This is a genomic window from Pseudomonas sp. M20 (genome assembly GCF_045037865.1).
Classification (GTDB): Bacteria; Pseudomonadota; Gammaproteobacteria; order Pseudomonadales; family Pseudomonadaceae; genus Aquipseudomonas.
Genome location: NZ_CP173611.1, coordinates 5,817,521 through 5,837,759 on the forward strand (window position 1 = coordinate 5,817,521; position 20,239 = coordinate 5,837,759).

Annotated in this window: 13 protein-coding genes; 5 read left to right on the forward strand and 8 right to left on the reverse strand. The window is 59.8% G+C overall.

Annotated features, from left to right (window positions below; genetic code table 11):
• Positions 1–32: 32 nt before the first annotated feature.
• Positions 33–1,448, forward strand: a complete 1,416-nt coding sequence (locus tag ACI514_RS25770) for an acetyl-CoA carboxylase biotin carboxylase subunit (protein WP_025112637.1) — start codon at positions 33–35, stop codon at positions 1,446–1,448.
• Between the two features lie 101 nt (positions 1,449–1,549).
• Entirely contained in the window at positions 1,550–3,358 is a 1,809-nt protein-coding gene (gene oadA / locus ACI514_RS25775; RefSeq protein ID WP_160059978.1) for a sodium-extruding oxaloacetate decarboxylase subunit alpha, read from the forward strand.
• Between the two features lie 179 nt (positions 3,359–3,537).
• On the opposite strand, the gene ACI514_RS25780 is transcribed toward oadA, so the two are convergent.
• Together ACI514_RS25780 and ACI514_RS25785 are read right to left on the reverse strand one after the other, a co-directional pair.
• On the reverse strand, positions 3,538–5,745 hold the full coding sequence (locus ACI514_RS25780; protein ID WP_405122629.1) for an autotransporter domain-containing protein: 2,208 nt from the start codon (positions 5,743–5,745) through the stop codon (positions 3,538–3,540).
• Positions 5,746–5,945: 200 nt separating this feature from the next.
• Positions 5,946–8,903, reverse strand: a complete 2,958-nt coding sequence (locus tag ACI514_RS25785; RefSeq protein ID WP_160059976.1) for an autotransporter domain-containing protein — start codon at positions 8,901–8,903, stop codon at positions 5,946–5,948.
• A 262-nt stretch (positions 8,904–9,165) separates the two neighbouring features.
• Between ACI514_RS25785 and ACI514_RS25790 the strand changes: the two genes are divergently transcribed.
• Positions 9,166–9,444, forward strand: coding sequence for a transcriptional regulator (locus ACI514_RS25790; protein WP_127930287.1), 279 nt, complete (start codon positions 9,166–9,168; stop codon positions 9,442–9,444).
• A gap of 32 nt (positions 9,445–9,476) precedes the next feature.
• On the opposite strand, the gene ACI514_RS25795 is transcribed toward ACI514_RS25790, so the two are convergent.
• Together ACI514_RS25795 and ACI514_RS25800 are read right to left on the reverse strand one after the other, a co-directional pair.
• The gene (locus ACI514_RS25795; protein ID WP_160059975.1) at positions 9,477–10,313 is read right to left on the reverse strand and encodes an amino acid ABC transporter permease; all 837 of its coding nucleotides are present in this window, start codon (positions 10,311–10,313) and stop codon (positions 9,477–9,479) included.
• Positions 10,310–11,131: an ABC transporter substrate-binding protein gene (locus ACI514_RS25800; RefSeq protein WP_160059974.1), complete on the reverse strand. Its 822-nt coding sequence runs from the start codon at positions 11,129–11,131 to the stop codon at positions 10,310–10,312. The genes ACI514_RS25795 and ACI514_RS25800 overlap by 4 nt, the downstream gene beginning before the upstream one ends.
• Positions 11,132–11,244: 113 nt before the next feature.
• Here ACI514_RS25800 and ACI514_RS25805 point away from each other — a divergent pair, with 113 nt between their 5' ends.
• Positions 11,245–12,144, forward strand: coding sequence for a homocysteine S-methyltransferase family protein (locus ACI514_RS25805; protein WP_405122630.1), 900 nt, complete (start codon positions 11,245–11,247; stop codon positions 12,142–12,144).
• A gap of 111 nt (positions 12,145–12,255) precedes the next feature.
• Here the strand turns inward: ACI514_RS25805 and ACI514_RS25810 are convergent, their stop codons facing one another.
• The 3 genes from ACI514_RS25810 to ACI514_RS25820 are packed head-to-tail and all read right to left on the reverse strand — an operon-like array spanning position 12,256 to position 14,020.
• Positions 12,256–12,927 carry a GNAT family N-acetyltransferase gene (locus ACI514_RS25810; RefSeq protein WP_160059972.1) on the reverse strand — a complete coding sequence of 224 codons (672 nt, stop codon included), beginning with the start codon at positions 12,925–12,927 and terminating at the stop codon, positions 12,256–12,258.
• Positions 12,928–12,939: 12 nt separating this feature from the next.
• Positions 12,940–13,386 carry a GNAT family N-acetyltransferase gene (locus ACI514_RS25815; RefSeq protein WP_405122631.1) on the reverse strand — a complete coding sequence of 149 codons (447 nt, stop codon included), beginning with the start codon at positions 13,384–13,386 and terminating at the stop codon, positions 12,940–12,942.
• A gap of 10 nt (positions 13,387–13,396) precedes the next feature.
• Positions 13,397–14,020: an FMN-binding negative transcriptional regulator gene (locus tag ACI514_RS25820; RefSeq protein WP_160059970.1), complete on the reverse strand. Its 624-nt coding sequence runs from the start codon at positions 14,018–14,020 to the stop codon at positions 13,397–13,399.
• A 92-nt stretch (positions 14,021–14,112) separates the two neighbouring features.
• On the opposite strand from ACI514_RS25820, the gene ACI514_RS25825 reads away from it, so the two are divergent.
• A complete protein-coding gene (locus ACI514_RS25825; protein ID WP_405122632.1) occupies positions 14,113–15,666 on the forward strand; it encodes a PLP-dependent aminotransferase family protein in 1,554 nt (517 codons plus the stop codon).
• Here the strand turns inward: ACI514_RS25825 and ACI514_RS25830 are convergent.
• Entirely contained in the window at positions 15,623–20,227 is a 4,605-nt protein-coding gene (locus ACI514_RS25830) for a dermonecrotic toxin domain-containing protein (protein WP_405122633.1), read from the reverse strand. The two genes, ACI514_RS25825 and ACI514_RS25830, sit on opposite strands and share 44 nt — an antisense overlap.
• Between the last annotated feature and the right edge of the window lie 12 nt (positions 20,228–20,239).

Below are 20,239 nucleotides of genomic sequence, written 5' to 3' on the forward strand. Positions count from 1 at the left end.
TCGTGGTGCCACCGGCTCAAGGGAACCTCCAAGTGATAACAAAGATCCTGATCGCCAACCGTGGTGAGATTGCCGTACGAATCGTGCGAGCCTGCGCCGAAATGGGTATTCGCTCGGTTGCGATTTTTTCCGACGCCGACCGCCATGCCTTGCATGTGAAGCGTGCGGACGAGGCCCACAGCATCGGTGCCGAGCCACTGGCCGGTTACCTGAACCCGCGCAAGCTGGTGAACCTCGCCGTCGAAACCGGTTGCGATGCACTGCATCCCGGTTACGGTTTCCTCTCGGAAAACGCTGAGCTGGCTGATATCTGCGCCGAGCGCGGCATCAAATTCATTGGCCCGTCGGCGGAAGTCATTCGCCGCATGGGCGACAAGACCGAAGCGCGCCGCAGCATGATCAAGGCGGGCGTACCGGTTACACCGGGCACCGAAGGCAACGTGGCCGACATCGAAGAAGCCTTGGCCGAGGGCGATCGCATCGGTTACCCGGTGATGCTCAAAGCCACTTCCGGTGGTGGCGGTCGTGGTATCCGTCGCTGCAACAGCCGCGAAGAACTCGAACAGAATTTCCCTCGGGTGATTTCCGAAGCGACCAAGGCCTTCGGTTCTGCCGAAGTGTTCCTGGAAAAATGCATCGTCAATCCCAAGCACATCGAAGCGCAGATTCTTGGCGACAGCTTTGGCAATGTCGTGCACCTGTTCGAGCGTGATTGCTCGATCCAGCGCCGCAACCAGAAACTCATCGAAATCGCCCCGAGCCCGCAATTGACTCCGGAACAACGCGCCTACATCGGCGACCTGTCGGTACGTGCGGCCAAGGCTGTCGGTTACGAGAACGCCGGCACCGTGGAGTTTCTGCTCGCCGAGGGCGAGGTGTACTTCATGGAGATGAACACCCGGGTGCAGGTGGAACACACCATCACCGAAGAAATCACCGGGATCGACATCGTCCGCGAGCAGATTCGCATTGCCTCCGGCCTGCCGCTGTCGGTGAAACAGGAAGACATTCAGCACCGGGGTTTCGCGTTGCAGTTCCGCATCAACGCCGAAGACCCGAAGAACAATTTCCTGCCGAGCTTCGGCAAGATCACCCGTTACTACGCCCCCGGTGGTCCGGGCGTGCGCACCGACACAGCGATCTACACCGGCTACACCATTCCGCCGTTCTACGACTCGATGTGCCTGAAGCTGGTGGTCTGGGCACTGACCTGGGAAGAGGCGATGGACCGTGGCCTGCGCGCGCTTGACGACATGCGTCTGCAGGGCGTGAAGACCACCGCCGCGTACTACCAGGAAATCCTGCGCAACCCGGAATTCCGTAGCGGCCAGTTCAATACCAGCTTCGTTGAAAGCCACCCTGAACTGACCAACTACTCGATCAAGCGCAAACCCGAAGAGCTGGCCCTGGCCATCGCCGCCGCCATCGCCGCCCACGCAGGCCTATGAATGAAACAGCTGCGAGCTTTTAGCTGCAAGCGGCAAGTAAAAGCAGATTGGCTTTTTCTTGCAGCTTTTAGCTTGAAGCTTGCCGCTATGAGGAGATACCAATGACTAAGAAGATCTTCGTTACCGATACCATCCTGCGCGACGCTCACCAATCGCTGCTCGCCACCCGCATGCGCACCGAAGACATGCTGCCGATCTGCGACAAGCTCGACAAAGTCGGCTACTGGTCGCTGGAATGCTGGGGCGGCGCGACGTTCGACGCCTGCGTCCGCTTCCTGAAGGAAGATCCGTGGGAGCGTCTGCGCCAACTGCGCGCGGCACTGCCTAACACTCGTCTGCAAATGCTTCTGCGCGGGCAGAATCTGCTCGGCTATCGCCACTACAGCGACGACGTGGTCAAAGCCTTCGTCGCCAAGGCTGCGGTGAATGGCATCGACGTGTTCCGCATCTTCGACGCGATGAACGACGTGCGGAACCTGCGCGTGGCCATCGAAGCGGTGAAAGCGGCCGGCAAACATGCCCAGGGCACCATCGCTTACACCACCAGCCCGGTGCACACCATCGACGCGTTTGTGGCACAAGCCAAGCAAATGGAAGCCATGGGTTGCGACTCGGTGGCGATCAAGGACATGGCCGGTCTGCTGACCCCGTACGCCACCGGCGAACTGGTTCGTGCGTTGAAAGCCGAGCAGTCGCTGCCGGTATTCATCCACTCCCACGACACTGCCGGTCTGGCGACCATGTGCCAGCTCAAGGCGATCGAGAACGGTGCCGACCACATCGACACCGCGATCTCCAGCTTCGCTTCGGGCACCAGCCACCCGGGCACCGAGTCGATGGTCGCCGCGCTCAAGGGCACCGAGTACGACACCGGTCTGAACCTCGAACTGCTGCAAGAGATCGGCCTGTACTTCTACGCCGTGCGCAAGAAGTACCACCAGTTCGAAAGCGAATTCACCGCCGTCGACACCCGTGTGCAAGTTAACCAGGTGCCGGGCGGGATGATCTCCAACCTCGCCAACCAGCTGAAAGAGCAGGGCGCCCTGAACCGCATGGCCGAAGTGCTGGCGGAAATCCCGCGTGTGCGTGAAGACCTCGGCTTCCCGCCGCTGGTGACCCCGACCTCGCAGATTGTCGGCACCCAGGCGTTTTTCAACGTGCTGGCCGGCGAGCGTTACAAGACCATCACCAACGAAGTGAAGCTCTACCTGCAGGGCGGCTACGGCAAAGCGCCGGGCGTAGTGAACGAAAAACTGCGTCGTCAGGCCATCGGCAGCGAAGAAGTCATCGACGTGCGTCCAGCCGATCTGCTCAAGCCGGAAATGACCAAGCTACGTGCCGACATCGGCGCACTGGCCAAGTCCGAAGAAGACGTGCTGACCTTCGCCATGTTCCCGGACATTGGCCGCAAGTTCCTTGAAGAGCGTGCCGCTGGCACCCTGACCCCTGAAGTGCTGCTGCCGATTCCTGAAGCTGGCGGAGTGACAAAAGCGGGCGGCGAAGGCGTTCCGACCGAGTTCGTCATCGATGTCCACGGCGAAACCTACCGCGTCGACATCACCGGTGTTGGCGTCAAGGCAGAGGGCAAGCGTCACTTCTACCTGTCCATCGACGGCATGCCGGAAGAAGTGGTGTTCGAACCGCTCAATGAATTCGTCAGCGGTGGCAGCAGCAAACGCAAGCAGGCGTCGGCACCGGGCCACGTCAGCACCACCATGCCGGGCAACATCGTCGATGTACTGGTCAAGGAGGGCGACACCGTCAAGGCCGGCCAGGCTGTGTTGATCACCGAAGCGATGAAGATGGAAACCGAAGTCCAGGCAGCGATTGCCGGCAAGGTCACTGCGATCCATGTGGCAAAGGGTGATCGGGTCAATCCGGGTGAAATTCTGATCGAGATCGAAGGCTGAGATAACGGCCGCGATCCAACGCTTTAAACCTCGGGGGGGCATGTGCTCCCCTTTTTTTTGCGTTTTTTCATCCTGTAGGAGCTGCCGAAGGCTGCGATCTTTTGATGTTGTTTGGAGTTCATAAAACAAGATCAAAAGATCGCAGCCTTCGGCAGCTCCTACAAAGAATGTTGTGTCAGTCAGAACGCCATGCGCCATTGGCCCATCACGCCGTGGGTGCGGCTGTCAGTGGCCATTTCACCGGTAAGGCCAACGCCGACGGAGTGATTGGCTGACAGCCCAAGATCGAGTCCGGCATCCACCGACAGGCTGTTTCGATCCAGCGCGGCACCGGCAACTTCAAACCGTTTGCCACCCTTGACCAGTTGCTGGCGGGTGTCGCTTTCAATCTCGCCAAAGGTGTGTTTCCAGCCGGCACTGAATCGCGGCGTCAGCGTCATGCCGTTATCCAGTCGAGTGATTTTTGCCGTGCGCAGGCCGAAGGTGCTGCTGAGGTTGTCGCGGGTTTGCCCGAAGACCTTCAGCGCCGCATCCCCACCTTTTTCGCTGTAGCTGTCGCGCTGGTAGCGCTGATAGCCAAGGCTGGCGAACGGTTCGAGCGTCGCGTTGTGCCGGCCAATATTGACCGCCAGTTCGGCAAAGGCTTGCTGGGTGTTGGCGTCATAGTTGCCCTTGAGGCGATCGCTGAACCCGTTGAAGGCCACACGACGTTTGCTGTCGCCGTCATGGCTGGCATAGGTCGCCCCGAGACGCAGTGAGAACGGTCCGTCCTGACGCACTGCGTAGGCACCGAGGTGCCAGCTGTCGAGGTCGCCATCGTATTGCCGGGCATCGAGTCTGGTCTGCGATTTCCCGCCGATCAGGCCGATATGCCATTGCTCATCGAGCCGCCAGTCGGCGCCCATGACCAGACCTTGGGTCGCGTGTTTCAGGGTGCTGTCGAACTCGCGGTCAACCTTGCCGCCATGGCCGAGCGCCTGAATCCACACCCGCCCGGAATCGGCGCCGCCGGCGGCCTGACGCGGTGAGTTGCCGGAACCGTAGGCTGAACCGTACCGGCTATTGAGTTGTTGCATGGCCGAGAGCATGCTCGCGCTCACGGGGGTGATACTGCTCAACGTGGCTTTGGCGAGGTTGGCGTTGCTGCCGGCGGCGAGTTGTTCGATGGCGAGGGGGGCGGTGGTTTTGTCGCTGGTCAGGAGTGCGGCGACTGCCGCGTTTGCAGGTTTTAGTGGCGCAGGAGCGGGCTGTTCGGCGGTCTCGTTAACTTGCGCAATCAGAGGTTCGTCCTGCATTGGCGATGGTGCGGACTCTGCAACGGGAGTCGACGCTGAAGGCGGAACTGGAACTGGAACTGGAACTGGAACCGGAACCGGAACCGGAACCGGAACCGGTGCAGACGCAGTCAATGGCGTTGGCGTCGTTGAAGGCGTAGGCACTGGTGGTTCGACAATGCTGTCGGCAACTGCACGACCATTGTCCGTCGTGGCAACACTCGCAAGCGGTTCACCGTTACGGGCGTAAGTCAGCCCGACAGACTTTTTGTTGTATTGAGGTGTGGCGGTCATGAAAGCGAGGTTGTTAAGGACCTTACCGAATTCACCTTCTATCTTGCCGGCTTCGATGATTTTGTACTGGCGGCTTTGCGGATACTCCCCTGGAACGGCAACGACGTTCAGGGTTGCACCTTCCAGCCTGGCGGTGCCATCGACCTTGATCGTTTGACTGCCACTGGGAGTAACCTCATAAGCCAGTTCGGCGCTTGGCGACAAGCGCAAATCGCCTTTCACGCGCGGGCTGCCTAGCACTCCATTGACGGTGAGCAGGCCGGCGACCTCCAGGTCTCCCACCGCACCTTTACCTGCAAAGCTGCCCCCCCTCTCGACATAGACGTCGCCCATGATGCTACCCAGGTTGGTCAGAGCGGTACCGCTGTTCACCAGCACGCCTTCCTTGAAGTCTCCCCTGGAACTCAACGTCCAGGCTCCTCGAGCGAGAAATAGACCGTTGAAATTACGTGTGTCTTTCAACTCTCCGCCTTCAGCGGCATTCAGAAACAGAACGTTATCCCCCTCGCCTCCATCCAGCAGTCCCGTAAAGCTTGCGCCGTCCGCGAGGGTGATCAGATCGTTTACAGCGGTACCTTTAAAAGTCTTTTCAGGGGTTTCAAAAGCGATGGGCACCGTACTCGGGGCAGTGAGAAATGCCCTGAGTCGTTCAAGCGCCATTTCTTTATGGCTGGTTTCGGACGATTCTGCAGTATCCATTACTGCGGGTGAATCAGCGATTTCAGAGGGTTGCTGAGCGTTGGCGAACGCTACGCAACCCAGAGCCAGCGAAATGGCCAAAGCCAAGTGTTTTGGTTTGAATATGTGTTGAGTGAGCATCGGGTTGAGCCTTTCTTTGGAAGAAGCCCCAACTCTATTGATGCCCCAAAAAATCCGATGTCGGCTGCTTCCCGCACGCTTGCAGGCGACATCGCATCGTTTTGTAGAAAATAACCGCGAGATCCGCAACCAGGATTTTTACTCGGCCGCAGCGGCCCCTTTTCCTACAACCATTCAAGACCCCGCCGGCTGTTCAACCCTCAAAAACTCATTTGCCACTGACCAATCAACCCGTGATTACGGCTGTTGCTGCCGATCTCGCCGCTGTATCCCACACCCAACGTGTGCCGCGCAGAAATCCCCACGTCCAGCCCGGCTTCCAGCACCAGACTGTCACGATCCAGCGAGCTGCCATCGACACTGAACGCCGTGCCCCCAGTCACAAACGCCTGACGCGTCGAGCTGCCGACATCGCCGTAAGTGTGTTTCCAGCCAGCAGCCATGCGCGGCGTCACGCTCATGCCGTTGTCCAGGCTGCTCAAGTGCGCCAGGCGCAGGCCGAAGGTGCTGCTGAAGTTGTCCTGGGTCTGGCTCTCGACTTGCAATGCGGCGGCGCCACCTTTTTCCTGGTAACGGTCGCGGTGGTAGCGCTGATAACCGAGGCTGGCGAACGGCTCGGCGCTGAGGCGGCCACTGCCCATGGCGTAGCCGAGTTCGGCGAAGGCTTGCTGGCTGTCGGCGTCGTAGTCGCCTTTCGGACGGTCGCTGAAACCATTGAAGGCGATGGTGCGTTTGCTTTCACCTTGATGGCCGCTGTACGCCGCTCCCAGACGCAGCGAGATCGGGCCTTTTTGATGCAGCGCGTAGACACCGGCGTGCCAGCTCTCGACGTTGCCGTCGACGCCGGTCGCATCCAGATCGGTTTTCGAATAGCCGCCCAGTACACCCAGGCGCCACGCCGGATTTAGAGCCCAGTCGACGCCCAGCACGCTGCCCTTGGTGCGTTGTTCCAGACCGCTGCTGCCGTGCTCGCCATCGAGCTTGCCGAAGCCGCCGATGCCTTGCAGCCAGAGCCGCCCGCGCGCGTTCGGATCATTCAGATTGCGCGCCTCGGAGGGCACGCCATTGGCCGCCAGCACGGGTGTGTCGCGCTGATCGAGACCGACCATCAGTCCCGGGCTGCCGGCCATTTGCTGCATGGCCGAGAGCATGCTGCTGCCGACTTGACTGCTGGCGCCGAGGGTGGCGCTGGTCAGGTTGGCGTTGCTGGCACCGGCCAGTTGCTCGATTGCCGCGCCGGCGCTGCTTTGACTGGTATTGAGCAAGGCGTTGTACAGCGCACTGTTTTTGCCGATTGAGGCGAGGCTGTTGGCGGCGTTTGTACCGTTGCCGGTCGCGGCGAACGCATTGAAGGCCACGTCATTGCGGGTGTAGGTCAGGTCGACCTGGGTGGGCGTGTAGGCGAGGGTCGGCGTGAGGAACGCATAGTCGCTGGTGACTTTGCCGAAGGTGCCGTTGACCTGCGCCGCTTGCAGCACGGTGTAATGGCTCTGCCATGGATACGTGCCGCTGCCGGTATTCACCGCGAGCGTTGCGCCATTGAGATTGGCGATGCCGCCGACCTGTACCGGCGCGCTGCTGCCATCGGCATTGACGCCGTAGGCGAGAGTGGCTGTGCTGCCCATGTTCAAATCGCGAACGATGGTTGCGCGACCGAGGCTGGTGTCGGTGCGCAATGTGCCGTTGACGTTGAGGCTGCCCACCGAACCGCCACCGGCATACACACCGCCGGCGTCAACGCTCAGGTTACCGGCGATGCTGCCTTGGTTGAGCAGTGTCGCGCCGTTGCGCACTGCGCCGCCATCGCTGAAATCGTCATGGCCGGTCAGCGTCCAGGCACCTTGCTTGACCTCTAGCCATTCGAAGTTGCGACTGGCGCCGAAGCTGCCACCGGCCGCGTCATCCATCACCACTCGGTCATAACCGCTACCGCCGTCGACAACACCGACGAAGCGACTACCATTGCGCAAGGTCAGGCTGTCATTGCCGCCACCCAGGTCCAGCGCCAGGCCATTGCTGCCACTGATCGTACCGCCGTTGATGACGCTGTCGGCGAACTCGCCGACGAATTTCACGCCGAACCCGTTGAGGCCTTGAATGGTGCCGAAGTTCTCCAGAGTGGTAGCCGCCAGCCCCGAACCGCCGCTGCCATCGTCGACCAGAATGGCGCTGTCGGCGCCGCTGATCAGAGCGTCCTTGGCGTTAAGAATGTAGCCGCCACCCAAGGCAATGCCTTCGCTGCCGTTGGCGAACCCGCCCTTGTCCACGCCGCCGGCACCGACGCCCTGAATGGTCCCGTAGTTTTCTATGTGGGCGATCTTGTCGATGTCCACGCCATCGCCGTCACCGTTCGCTTGCAAGCCTGAGTAAGCGCCTGTGATGGTGCCGTGGTTGATCACCGTGCCATCGCCGTCGGAACCGAACCCTGAGCCATTGCGGCCAGTGACCTGCCCGTAGTTGATCAGCGTCGCGCCAAGGTCGGTAGTGATGCCATGGCGGCCGCCGGAAATCACTCCGTAGTTGGTCACGCTGACACCGCTTGCGGAATCGATGTCGATGCCGTCGAACTTCTCGTCGGCATTGTGCGAATCGCCGGTGGAGATCTCGCCGTAGTTGGTAATGGTCGCGTTGGCACCGGTCTTCATGCCGTCGCTGGCGTCGCCGCGAATCAGTCCGCCGGCACGGTTGATAATGGTGGTCTTAACGCCGTCACTGCGCAGCGCATCGAGGTCCAGCCCCTGGCCGGTGGTCGAACGAATGATGCCGCTGTTGTCGATCAACAGGCTGCCGCTGATAAAGTTACTGTCGATGCGCAAAGCGTCGTTGGCGCCGAGAATCTGCCCGCCGCTGCGGTTGTTGATCGTGTAGTTGCGCGCCTGGGTCAGGTCGCCGCTGCTGTCGATGGCCCGGCCGCCGGTGGAAACGATTTTGCCGGCGTTATCGATCACCACACCCGCACCGCTGGTCTTGTCTTTCAGGCTCACGGCCTTGCCGCTGTTGGTGATGCTGCCCGGCGCCGAAATCGTCAACGTGTCGCTACCACCCAGCGTTTGCGCTGCAGTGGTGGCGGTGTCGATCTGCACGGTTTTAGCGTTTGCCGATGTAGCAGCGATCAACAGGGCAATGGCAAGGGACAGACGCTGGGGCGGGAACGGCATGGTCGGACGGCCTTCTTGTTATAAGCGGGGCGTCCTGTATAGCGAAGGGTTTTTACAGAATGATGTCGGTGGTTGATCTGCATTGTTTTGCATCTTCGGCGCTGAAACATATTAATTTCTGCATTTTGTTGCAGTTTTTTTGCCTGCTCCTCTCATTAGGTGCAGTAAGTTTGATTCAAACGCCGAAGCAATCACATCAATGAATCCCCGCGCCATTAATGTTTATTGAGCCTTATGCGGCGCTCGAAGATTGGAGATGAAAATGGTAATGACAGTTCTCGAACGCATGGCGCTCATCGAAAGCATTCAAGAGGCGCTGGCCGACGGGACATTGGAAATCAGCGAAGCTGTCCGCCGTTTACGAGTGGAGGTGACAGGGCTGCATCAAATCCAATTCGCTAAGATGTGCAAAATTTCGGTCCGCACGTTGATACACATAGAGCACGCTGAGGGTAATCAAACGTTAAGGTCGTTGGACTCAATATTCCGATTGTTCGGGATGAAAATGGGCGTCGTGCGGCTTCGCCGAGAAATCAATTAAAACCCGACGCAGCCCGCAATGTGCCGATCGCCCTAGCTCCGCCGCACGTAAGCCTTGCCGTAATGCCGCTCCATCCGCGCCTGAATCAACTCCAGGCCAATCGACATCAGCCAGTAGATGATCGCCGCCGTCGTCAGCATTTCGATGTAGCGGTAGCTTGAGCGCCCATAAGACTGAGCGAGAAACATCACTTCCCAGACGCCCATCACCGAGATCAGTGACGAGTCCTTGAGCATCGAGATGAACTGGTTGGTGGTGGGCGGGATGATCGTGCGCATGGCTTGCGGCAGGGTGATGCGCCAGAAAATCACTGTCTCGCGCATCCCCAAGGCCAGCGAAGCTTCGCGCTGGCCGTGGTCGACCCCGAGGATGCCGGCGCGGAAGATTTCACTGAGATAGGCGCCGTAGTTCAACGACAGGGCAATGATGCCCGCGACAATGGCGCCAGGCACGATACCCAGTTGCGGCAAGCCCAGGTAGATCAGCAGGATCTGGATAAGCAGTGGCGTGCCGCGAAAGAACGAGGTGTAAAAACTGGCGATGCCGAACGCCACGGCGCTTTTCGACAGACGTGCCAATGCCGTGATGAAGCCCAGCAGGGACGAGGCGACAATCGAGCACATACACAGGAAAAGCGTCAGCGCTGCACCCTGCAAGAAGCCGTTGGGCGCCAGGTGCAGGCCAACCAGATTGGGCAGTTTGTCGAGGATGATCGAGAACTTCAGGTCGAAGCTCAGGAAGAACCCGGCGAACAGGCAGAACAGCGCTGCCCAGGTCAGGTACAGCCGCGTACGAAAACCGAACATCCGTTGCAGGCGAGTTTCAGCCACCGGTTGCGGTGGCTGGGGAGGTGTCGGGAAAGAAGTCATTGGCTGATATCAGCGCCGATCCATTTTTGCGACAGCTTGCTCAGGGTGCCGTCCTGCTTCAGTTGCGCGAAGACTTCACGCACCTTGGCGTCCCATTGCGCGTCACCCTTTTCGATGGCCACCGAGTTCGGCTCCGAGTACAGCGGCGCGCCGGCCAGTTTGAAGCGTTTGTCTTGGTTCAGACGTGGCTGCGCGGTGACGAGGTTGGTGAGGATCGCATCCAGGCGCACGCCGGCGCCCAGGCCCAAATCCTGGAAGGCGACGTTGTCGGTATCGTACGGCGCGATCTGCACGTCTTCGAACGGGTACTGCAACTGCGTGTCTTCGGCGCCTTCAATGACCAGGTTTTTGTTCAGATAACTTTCGTAACTGGACGCGCTGGTGAGGCCGACTTTTTTGCCACTCAGATCCTTGGCATCGTGAATCCGCTCATCCTTGGCGTTGACCACGATCACCGCTGGCGAAGCGTAATACTCGACCGGGAAATCGAACACTTCGGCGCGGGCTTTGCTCGGCGTCATCGAGCAGATGCAGATATCGTAGCGACCGCTCCAGCGGCCGGCGGCAATGACGTCCCAGGACGGCGTTTCCAGTCGTAGCTTGACGCCTAACTTGTCAGCCACAGCCTTGGCGACATCAACGTCGAAGCCATCAAGCTGATTCTGGTCATTGAGAAACGAGAACGGTGGATAGCTTTCCATCAGCACACCGACCAGCTCTTTTTTCTGCTCGATACGATCCAGCGTGGCGCCAGCGAAGGCTTGAGTGGAAGCGGCCAGAATCGTCAGGCCCAGGGCCAGTAGCGGTTTAAATTTCACAGTCGATCCCTGGGTAAAAAAGAGGTTGTTTTTAACGGAATGGTGCGTATTAAATAGTTATAAGAACGACTCTGATAGTGAGTTATTTTCATAAGCATATGAGTGAAAAGCATATGGGCGCAGGCAGCACGATTATTCTCGATGGCGGCATGGGCCGTGAGTTGCAGCGCGCCGGTGCGCCATTTCGTCAGCCCGAGTGGTCGGCGCTGGCGTTGAGCGAGGCGCCGCAAGCGGTTGAGGCGGTGCATGCCGCTTACATCGCCAGTGGCGCCAATGTGATTACCACCAACAGTTATGCCGTGGTGCCGTTCCATATTGGCGAAGCGCGTTTCGCCGCTGAAGGGCAGGCGCTGGCCGCGTTGGCCGGTGAGTTGGCGCGACGCGCGGTGCAGTCCTCGGGAAAATTCGTACGGGTAGCTGGCTCATTGCCGCCGCTGTTTGGCTCTTATCGTCCGGATCTGTTCGAGGCCGCGCGAGTGACCGAGTTGCTGGCGCCCTTGGTCAATGGCCTGGCACCGCACGTTGATCTGTGGCTGGCGGAAACCCAGAGTTCGATCATCGAGGCGCGCGCCATTCGCGCCGGGTTGCCGAAGGATGGCAAACCGTTCTGGTTGTCATTCACCTTGAAGGACGAAGACACCGATGAAGTGCCGCGCCTGCGCTCTGGAGAGCCAGTCGCCGAAGCGGCGGCGGTGGCAGCTGAGTTGGGTGTCGATACGTTGTTGTTCAATTGCAGTCAGCCGGAAGTGATTGGTGGCGCGATTGATGCGGCGCGTGCAACCTTCGAGCGTCTGGGGGTGAAGATAAACATTGGTGCTTACGCCAATGCGTTTCCGCCGCAGCCAAAAGAAGCCACGGCCAATGATGGACTTGATCCGCTGCGCGAGGATCTGGATCCGCCGGGTTATTTGCACTGGGCGATTGACTGGCAGCAGCGCGGTGCGAGCCATTTGGGCGGATGCTGCGGGATCGGGCCGGAACACATTGCGGTGCTGGCGCAAAAGCTAGGCTGAAATAGATCAAAAGATCGCAGCCTGCGGCAGCTCCTACAGGATGAGCGTCAATCCCGTGTAGGAGCTGCCGCAGGCTCGGGCCGCGTTCGGACGATCTTTTGCTTTGACGATTTAACTACGGCATTCGACCAAGCCTTTCACCTGCCCGTCGGGCGTCTGATTTTCATCTGACAGCCACTGCTCGAACCCTGCCGCAATCGCCGGCCACTCGCCATCCAGAATCGAGTACCACGCAGTGTCGCGGTTCTGGCCTTTGACCACCATGTGCTGGCGGAATACGCCTTCGAAGCTGAAACCCAAGCGCTCGGCGGCGTACTTGGAGCGGGCGTTGCCGTTGTTGCATTTCCATTCGAGGCGGCGGTAGCCGAGGTCGAAGGAGTGCTTGGCCAGCAGGTACACCGCTTCGGTGCTTCTCGACGAGCGCTGCATTGGCGCGCCGAAGGTGACGTGGCCGATCTCGATGCGGCCCTGGGCCGGGACGATCGACATCAGGCTGAGGATGCCTTGCACCTGAGCGCTGGCGCGGTCGATGACAGCGAAGAAATACGGGTCGCTGGCGGCCGCGTGGTTGTTCAGCCAAGCGTCGAAAACGCTGCGTTCCGGGAACGGGCCGTAGGGCAAGTAATCCCAGAGTTTCGGGTCGGCGCCGGGGCCTTCGAGGGCGGCGAACAGCTCGTCACCGTGGCGCGCCGGGTCTAGTCTTTCCAAGCGAATGAAACGGCCTTCAAGCAATGTGGCGGTGGGGGCGGGGACGCCTTTCCAGTCAGCGAGTGATGCGGTCATGTACGCGTCTCCTTAAATGGCTTTGCGAAACTGGATGAAGCCCGGGCGTTCGGCGATGTGCTCATAGAGCTGGATCGCGGTGGCGTTGGATTCGTGGGTCAGCCAGTGCACTTTGCCGCAGCCGTCAGCCTTGGCGGTGGCGTAGACGTGTTCGATCAACAGGCGGCCGACGCCGGTGCCACGGGTCTCGGGGATCACCAGCAGGTCTTGAAGGTAGCAGGAGTTTTCGATGCTCCAGTTCGAGCGATGGTAGATGTAATGCACCATGCCCACGGCTTTACCGTCGGCCCAGGCCAATGCCGCGTGGGTCGGTTCGCTTGGGTCGAGAAAACGCTGCCAAGTGCTGTGCGTCACAGCTTCCGGCAGTTCGGTGTTGTAGAACCGCAGGTAGGCCTGCCACAGCGGCAGCCAAGCGGCGTGGTCGGCGGCGCTGGCCGGGCGAATGTCGATCTGACTCATGGTGATTTCCTTAGCGCATCAATCGGGCGAGGTTTTGATCGTTGATTTCGGGGCTGGCAGCGAGGCCTTCGCGCACGCCGGCAATGTCTTCGGCGCTGCGGTTCTGGCTGAGCTTGCGCTTGCCTTCGAGACGGTCGATGGGGATGGCGAAACCGACGATGGCCTTGAGCATGCCGTCGATGTAATCGGCGGGCGCATCGGCAACTGACCACGGTTGTGCGCGGCCGGCTTCATGGCGGTCGGTGAGGGTGCTGACGATGTCGAGCAGGCGCCCGCCGTCGCTGAAGGTTTCGGCGTGGCCATAGGCATGCACGGCGATGTAGTTCCAGGTCGGCACGACTTTGCCGTGTTCGGCCTTGCTCGGGTAAAAGCCCGGGCTGACGTAGGCGTCGGCACCGGCAAAAATCAGCATGGCTTCGGCGCCGTCGCGCAGGTCTTTCCATTGTTGATTGGCGCGGGCCAAGTGCCCGTACAGCGTGCCGTAGTCACCTTGTTCGCAATGCAGCAGCACCGGCACATGGCTGGCTTGCAGGCCATTTTCGCCGTGAGTTACCAGAATGGCGAGGCGGGTGGCGAGAATCAGCTCGTGCAGTTGTGTCAGGTCTTCGATGGCAAAGGCGCGTGGCGTGTACATGGACAGATTTTCCTTGGCGAATGCCTGCATCGTAGGCAGGCTATTGGTCTGTTGTAAGAGCCATTGATGACCAATTTCATAGGTCCATTGCCATGCCCGATTCGCCAACGTTATCCATGCCCTTTAACCCTGCGGGTATCGAGCTTGATCGCCGCCAGGGTTTGAGTCGGCAGCTCTATCAGGCGTTGCGCCTACGGGTACTGGACGGGCGGCTGGCGAGTGGCACGCGGTTGCCGGCCAGTCGCGATCTGGCGGCGGCGTTGGGGATCTCCCGCAACAGCGTGGTGCGCGCCTACGATCAACTGTATGCCGAAGGCTTTATCGAAGGGCGGGTAGGGGATGGCACCTACGTCGCACAATTGATGCCGGTAGCGAGCCCTGCGAAAAAATTATCCACAAAAGTATCCACAGGGTTTTCAACAGGCTTACCCACAGCCTTATCCACAAATTGGCTGGATTTACCTGTAATTTCATCCAGTAAAGTTATCCACAGCGATAGTTTTTCGCGCATCGAAAAGAACCATTTGGCCCGGCCACCGAGTGGTCCGCCACGAGCATTCAGGGTGGGTGTTCCGGCGTTTGATCTGTTCCCGTTCGAGGTGTGGGCCAAGCTGAATGCGGCTTTCTGGCGAAAACCGGATCTGGAGCAACTGTGTTACGGCGATCCGTCCGGCGACGCGCGTCTGCGCGCCATGATCGCCGCCTATCTGCGCAGTTCACGCGGCATGCAGTGTTCACCTGAGCAAATTGTGATCACCAGCGGCGCACAACAGGGCATTAGCCTTTGTGCACAGTTGCTGGTGGAACCGGGCGATGCTGTGGCGATCGAGAATCCGGGCTACCGCGCGGCTGGTCATGCATTCGCTGTGGCCGGGGCTCGTTTGCACGGTATTGCCGTGGATGAAGAGGGCATGGATTGCTCAGCGCTGTCGGCCACCGGGGATTGTCGGGTGGCGTATGTCACTCCCTCACATCAGTACCCGACCGGCGTGGTGATGAGCTTGGCGCGACGCCTGGAACTGCTCGCCTGGGCCGAGCGTTGCCAAGGCTGGATCGTCGAGGATGACTACGATGGCGAGTACCGCTACACCGGTGCACCGCTGGCGCCGTTGGCGGCACTCGATCGACAGGGCCGGGTGCTGTATGTCGGCACCTTTGGCAAGGTCGCGTTTCCGGCATTGCGCCTCGGTTATCTGGTGCTGCCCCCGGCGCTGGTCGATGCATTCTCGCAACGCCGGGCCGTGGATGTCCGCCATTCCGAGGTCAGTACCCAAGCGGTGATGGCCGAATTCATGGCCGCCGGGCATTTTCAGCGGCATATCCGGCGCATGCGCCGCGCTGCGCTGAGCCGGCGCAATGCCTTGCTCGACGGCTGGCCAAGCGTCATTGCCGGCGTCGGCGATTTGCCTGCGGTCTCGGCCGGACTGCACTTGACCGTGGCGGTCGACAGCATCGAACGCGAGCGGCAATTGATCGAACAAGCCGCCCGCGCCGACGTGGAGATCAATGGTCTGAGCAGTTACTGGCTGCCGGATTCCACGGCGCCGCTGGATCAGCGTGCCGGACTGGTCCTGGGCTTCGCCGCCGTGCCTGAGCCTGCGATCAACTCGGCGCTGACCCGGTTGCGACAGGCGTGGCAGGTGTGAGAAACAGCGCTCGCGCAGACTTGTCGGAAATGCCGCTGCGATGAATATTGATCAGCGCCTGATTATTCAAAAAGCGGGGTTCGTAGGCACCGCCCATCAACCGTTGCGCAACGGTTTTCATATGGCCCACCGGGAACGGCGTGACCGGTGCTTGCGCGCTGCTGTAATGAAAATGTGCGTAACACAACACCTTGTGGGTATGGGCATCGCCTATAGCGTATTCGTCGAGAAAGTCCCGGGCCTGACCTTTGAGGCGACGCCGAGTCACGGTCTGTGAAATCGTCACTTCGCCCATGTCCTTCAGCCACTGAACCCCGGCCGCCGTCGGTGGTTGTTGTTTGACCATCCGGATCCGGGTGCTGGTGCCTTTTGCATCAAGGGCGTTGGCAGCCTCGTCAAGTTTGTGGCTGAGCGCTTCAGTCGGTCTCTTCAGATCGGCGGTCAGGTTACTGCGGGTCAAGGCTTCGTCGATGGCCGCATTGGCTTCGCGCAACGTGGCGGCATGCCGCTGGTATTGCTCTTCAATCTCGACGGGAATCCGTGGTCCTCGTTTGAGCTGGGCTTCGATACGCCGGTGGAAGGCTGCCAAACCGTCGAGCAGGGCCTGACCTTCACGGATACCGATATTCAAAGTGGGATTGGTCTTGGGTGGCTTGGGTTTGGCGGTGCGCTGCTCGACCCAGACGCCGGGTGACTCCTCCTTGAATGTTGCGATGACCCCCGTCAGGACGGTGCGCACTTCCACCAGATCGTTCTGTCGGCCTTCGAGGCTCTTTTTGCGTTCGCCGACCAGCGTGCCTCTGGATCTGGTTTTGATGATCTGGCGCGCAGATGACGATTTGGCGGCCCGTCTGGATGGGCCGGGCTGCGGCTCCAGCAAGTGACTATAGCGCAGCAGTTCGACCAGCTTCACATCCGTGCGGGCCTTGAACTCGATAACCCGACTGCGCACATGCTCCAGCCGTTCGGTGTTGATCTGGTTGGCGTAGTCGATCAGCAGATCGCCAAAGCGTTGGTCGACAGCGGTAAATTGTTCGGCAACCTTGTTCAAGGCATCCGTGCGTTCGCGCAGCCTGTCCAGGCTTTCGTCGGCGGTCAGGTTCAGCGTGCTCTGGATATTCAGTGCCGCATCCTCGATGAGGACGCCCAGCGCCTGATGGGCGTTGGCGTCAGTCGCCGTGCTCCAGGCCTTGATGCAGATCTCCTGGCCGAGACTGATCTGCAACAGCTTGAGGTCGTCCAGATCGTATTTGGGCAATGCCTTGCGGTAGGTATTGATGACCTTGACCGCTTTTTTCCCCAGCAAGGCCAGTTCTTCAAAACGGCTCTGGGCCGACTCCATTTTTTCAATGATGGCCTGGGTTTGCTCGTTCATTCGCTCGAAGGTCTGAATAAATACCTCGGGGGCGAAACGGCTTTCGTCGGCCAGCATCGCTTGCATGCTTTTGAGGTTTGCCTGGAAATCCGTGGAATGCAGGTCAAGCCATTCCTGCCCGAGAAACAATTGCATCTCCAGTCGCTGAATCATGACGGTGCGGTAATTGATAATGGGTTCTTTGTTATTCAACGCCTTGATCTTTTCGATGCTCGTACCGTACGCCTCGAGCTGTGAGCCGAGCGTATCCAGATACCGCTGACGGGCCTGCGCGCGGGCGGGCGGTAGTGCATCGTTGAGCGCAGTGTGGTCGGCATCACGCTGGACCTGTTTGGCTTTCATCGTCAAATCGAACGCGCTGATCTCGCGAGTCAACTGGCTTGCGTCCATTTCATTGATGTCCTGGACCACTTTGAGGGCGCTGTCGAGCCCGCCGCCGCGCAGACGCAATCGAAGGTCGATCACCCATTGTCCGTTGGCGGTGCGACTCAGCATCGGCCCCTTACGCAACGTTGGCTGACGAGAGTCGACAATCTGCACGTCTGCGTGTTCATTGAGCACGACTTCGAACCAGCGCATGCCCACAGGGGCGAACCATTGTTTCTGGCGGGGGTAGAGGTGCTGATGCGTGCCCTCGCTGGCCGCCTCGCCGAGCCCTCTGGGTTTAGCGACCTGAAAACTGTCGAGCACCTGGGACAGTGCGGTGGGAGATCGTTTCAGTGCGGTAAAGGGATTGATCGACATTTCGTGAAGGCCGGGCAGTGCGCTGCTGGAGACGTCCGCCAACTGCACGGGTTGGGTGACCACGGCAACGGTTTTTACGCTCGGCGCGGGTTCCTGGGTTGTTATCAATTCGTTTCGCGGTGCCTCGCCAACCGCTGCACGATGGGCCAGCACCATGCCCAGCGCCAGAAGAATGTCAGTCAGCGCGCTCCAGGCGATCCTGCCGGATTGTTCATTGGCGACGTCGCTGACCTCTTGCAGGTCGTCCATGATCTGCCAGATCCACGCGGCTGTGCCGACACTGCGTCCGAGGAATGGCAAAGCGGCGTTGAACACCATCCAGCCACCGCTTTTAAGCGAAGCCCAACGCGCTTCCGCATCGGAAACCGATTGCCGATCAGCTTGAGTTATGACGGCCTGGACGTTGCTGTTGTGCAGCGTTGCCAGAACATTCTGCTCAATGGCTGCCTTACCCAGCGCGATGGGGCCGGACATGTCCAGGGCTGTCGTGGGGTTGACCAGCAATTGCGGGATCGTCCATACCGAAGGCAGTCGGCCGGTGAAGACGAACTGGCTGTAGTTGAAGCGCACGTCGTCCGGCAACCAGGCGAGGACCGATTCGCACAACTGGCGAGACTGCTGAATCTCGTAAAGCAGGTTGGCGTGGGAGGGAAACTGCATCAGCACCCTCTCGAACAGTGGGCGATACAGTACGCACGGGCCTTGGTCCGCGTCGCGCGGGCCGATGACAAACATGTTTTCGACGGTGTCCGCTCCTGAGCGGCTGCGATGGGCAACGAACGCCAGCGGGCGAATGACGATTTCTTCGTGATCGACATGACGCTCATCGCCGGTGCTGGACAGCGCCGCAACGACATAGCGGTAACCCTGCTCGGTGATGCCGTCCTTGCCTTGTATTTTGTGTTGTAACGCCAGGAGCGGCAGTTCAATAGGCAACTGGCTGGTGTAGAGCCCTCGCAGTGCCAAGGCTTGCTCTGTGTCTTCGATCAGCAGGTTTCTCAGGTGCGCCGGGTAGCTCTCGCCGATATCGACAGTACGCACCAGTTGTTCCAGATAGCTTGCGGTCATCCAGTCAGGCAACGTGCCGCCATCCTTGTAACGGACGGTTTTATTGCCCAGTGGCTGCCCGGCAAGGTTCTGCAGGGCGAGTTCAATCAGCGACAGCGTCTGGGTCTGGGTATTGCCCGGCAACACAAACGTGCCCCAGACCACCAGACTGGTGATACTGATTTCGATGTCATCAATGCTCACCTCGCCGGCCTTGGGATGATCCTTGAGCATCTCTTGTTTCAAGGCATCGCGGGTAAACGCCTGCAGGCTGATGACTTCGCTCTGGAATGATTTGCCCTTGTTTGTGTGTTGCACCATGGTCAGGTCGAGTAAATGTCGGCTGTAACGGGTCTGATCGGCAGGCGCTGCGTTGTCGAGCCAGGGTGGCAGCATCGGACGCAGGCGTTCGATGTTGGGTTTGAGTCGCGGTGGCGGTTCTCGAGGATCGCCGACCGTTCCGGTGTGCGGGTAGAGCGCGTTCAAGCTTGAGCCTTGGAAAAAATTGATCGCACCGAGGGCGTCGGCTTCCAGAGCAATCAACGTACAGGCCTGATAGTCGAAGAAATTGCCTTGCGGTTCGACCAGTCGCCATTTCAAGCCGGTGCCGGAGGCCTCTTTCCAGTAGCGACGCGGCAGGGCCTTGCCCAGTTCATCCAGGGAGTCGAAGGCCTCGAATCCCTGGATCACCGAGTGGGTCATGATCAGCGTGCGCTCGTCGGCGGTGCCAATCAGAACCGCCGTGTCGAGCAGGGTCAGATGGCTTTGTTCGTCGCCCTCGCCCCGGTCCAGATCAATCAGACAGGCGCGGGTTTTGTATTTGTCGGTGGGCAGGCGCTGATTTTTCTCTGGATGCTGGTAAACCGCAGCGACTATGGCCCGCTGATCGGCATCCCAGTCGGGACTGGCCTCGACGCCCCACAGATTGCGCAGGGCTTGTGACATTTGCTGCCAGCGCGGTTGCCCGGGGTAGGTGAAATCGTCCCAGTAATTGACCTGTTGTTCCTTGTAGGCAATGAACAACAGCGGTGCCAGTTGATTGAGCAGTTTGCCGACGGCGCTGATTTTTACCGGCAGCTGGATGGCTGCGGATTGGTCGGGTTGCAAGGTCAGATAATGTTCGCCGTCGAGGTACGTCACGGTGCTGCCGGAGAGGCCCAGGCGCACGAGTGTGTCGGTCAGCGACTCGATCCGGTGGCGACCGGGGACGACCTCATCCACCTCGATGACCCAGGTCGGTCTCACGACCATGGCCAGCTGTGGGTCGATTTCCAGGTCTGGATACAAGGTCTTGAGCGCCGGGCGCAACGTTTTCGAGGCGACTTCTCGCAGCGAAGGGCCGGTCACCAGTTGGGTCAAGACGTCGACGGCGCTGGGCGATGGGATTTCGGGCATTGGCAACACCTG

Excerpts from the sequence above, each read along its gene's own strand:
- ACI514_RS25805 (WP_405122630.1), top strand. The coding sequence starts at position 11,245 with ATGGGCGCAGGCAGCACGATTATTCTCGATGGCGGCATGGGCCGTGAG.
- ACI514_RS25785 (WP_160059976.1), bottom strand. The coding sequence starts at position 8,903 with ATGCCGTTCCCGCCCCAGCGTCTGTCCCTTGCCATTGCCCTGTTGATC.
- ACI514_RS25825 (WP_405122632.1), top strand. The coding sequence starts at position 14,113 with ATGCCCGATTCGCCAACGTTATCCATGCCCTTTAACCCTGCGGGTATC.
- ACI514_RS25790 (WP_127930287.1), top strand. The coding sequence starts at position 9,166 with ATGGTAATGACAGTTCTCGAACGCATGGCGCTCATCGAAAGCATTCAA.
- ACI514_RS25820 (WP_160059970.1), bottom strand. The coding sequence starts at position 14,020 with ATGTACACGCCACGCGCCTTTGCCATCGAAGACCTGACACAACTGCAC.
- ACI514_RS25795 (WP_160059975.1), bottom strand. The coding sequence starts at position 10,313 with ATGACTTCTTTCCCGACACCTCCCCAGCCACCGCAACCGGTGGCTGAA.
- ACI514_RS25780 (WP_405122629.1), bottom strand. The coding sequence starts at position 5,745 with ATGCTCACTCAACACATATTCAAACCAAAACACTTGGCTTTGGCCATT.
- ACI514_RS25815 (WP_405122631.1), bottom strand. The coding sequence starts at position 13,386 with ATGAGTCAGATCGACATTCGCCCGGCCAGCGCCGCCGACCACGCCGCT.
- oadA (WP_160059978.1), top strand. The coding sequence starts at position 1,550 with ATGACTAAGAAGATCTTCGTTACCGATACCATCCTGCGCGACGCTCAC.
- ACI514_RS25830 (WP_405122633.1), bottom strand. The coding sequence starts at position 20,227 with ATGCCCGAAATCCCATCGCCCAGCGCCGTCGACGTCTTGACCCAACTG.
- ACI514_RS25810 (WP_160059972.1), bottom strand. The coding sequence starts at position 12,927 with ATGACCGCATCACTCGCTGACTGGAAAGGCGTCCCCGCCCCCACCGCC.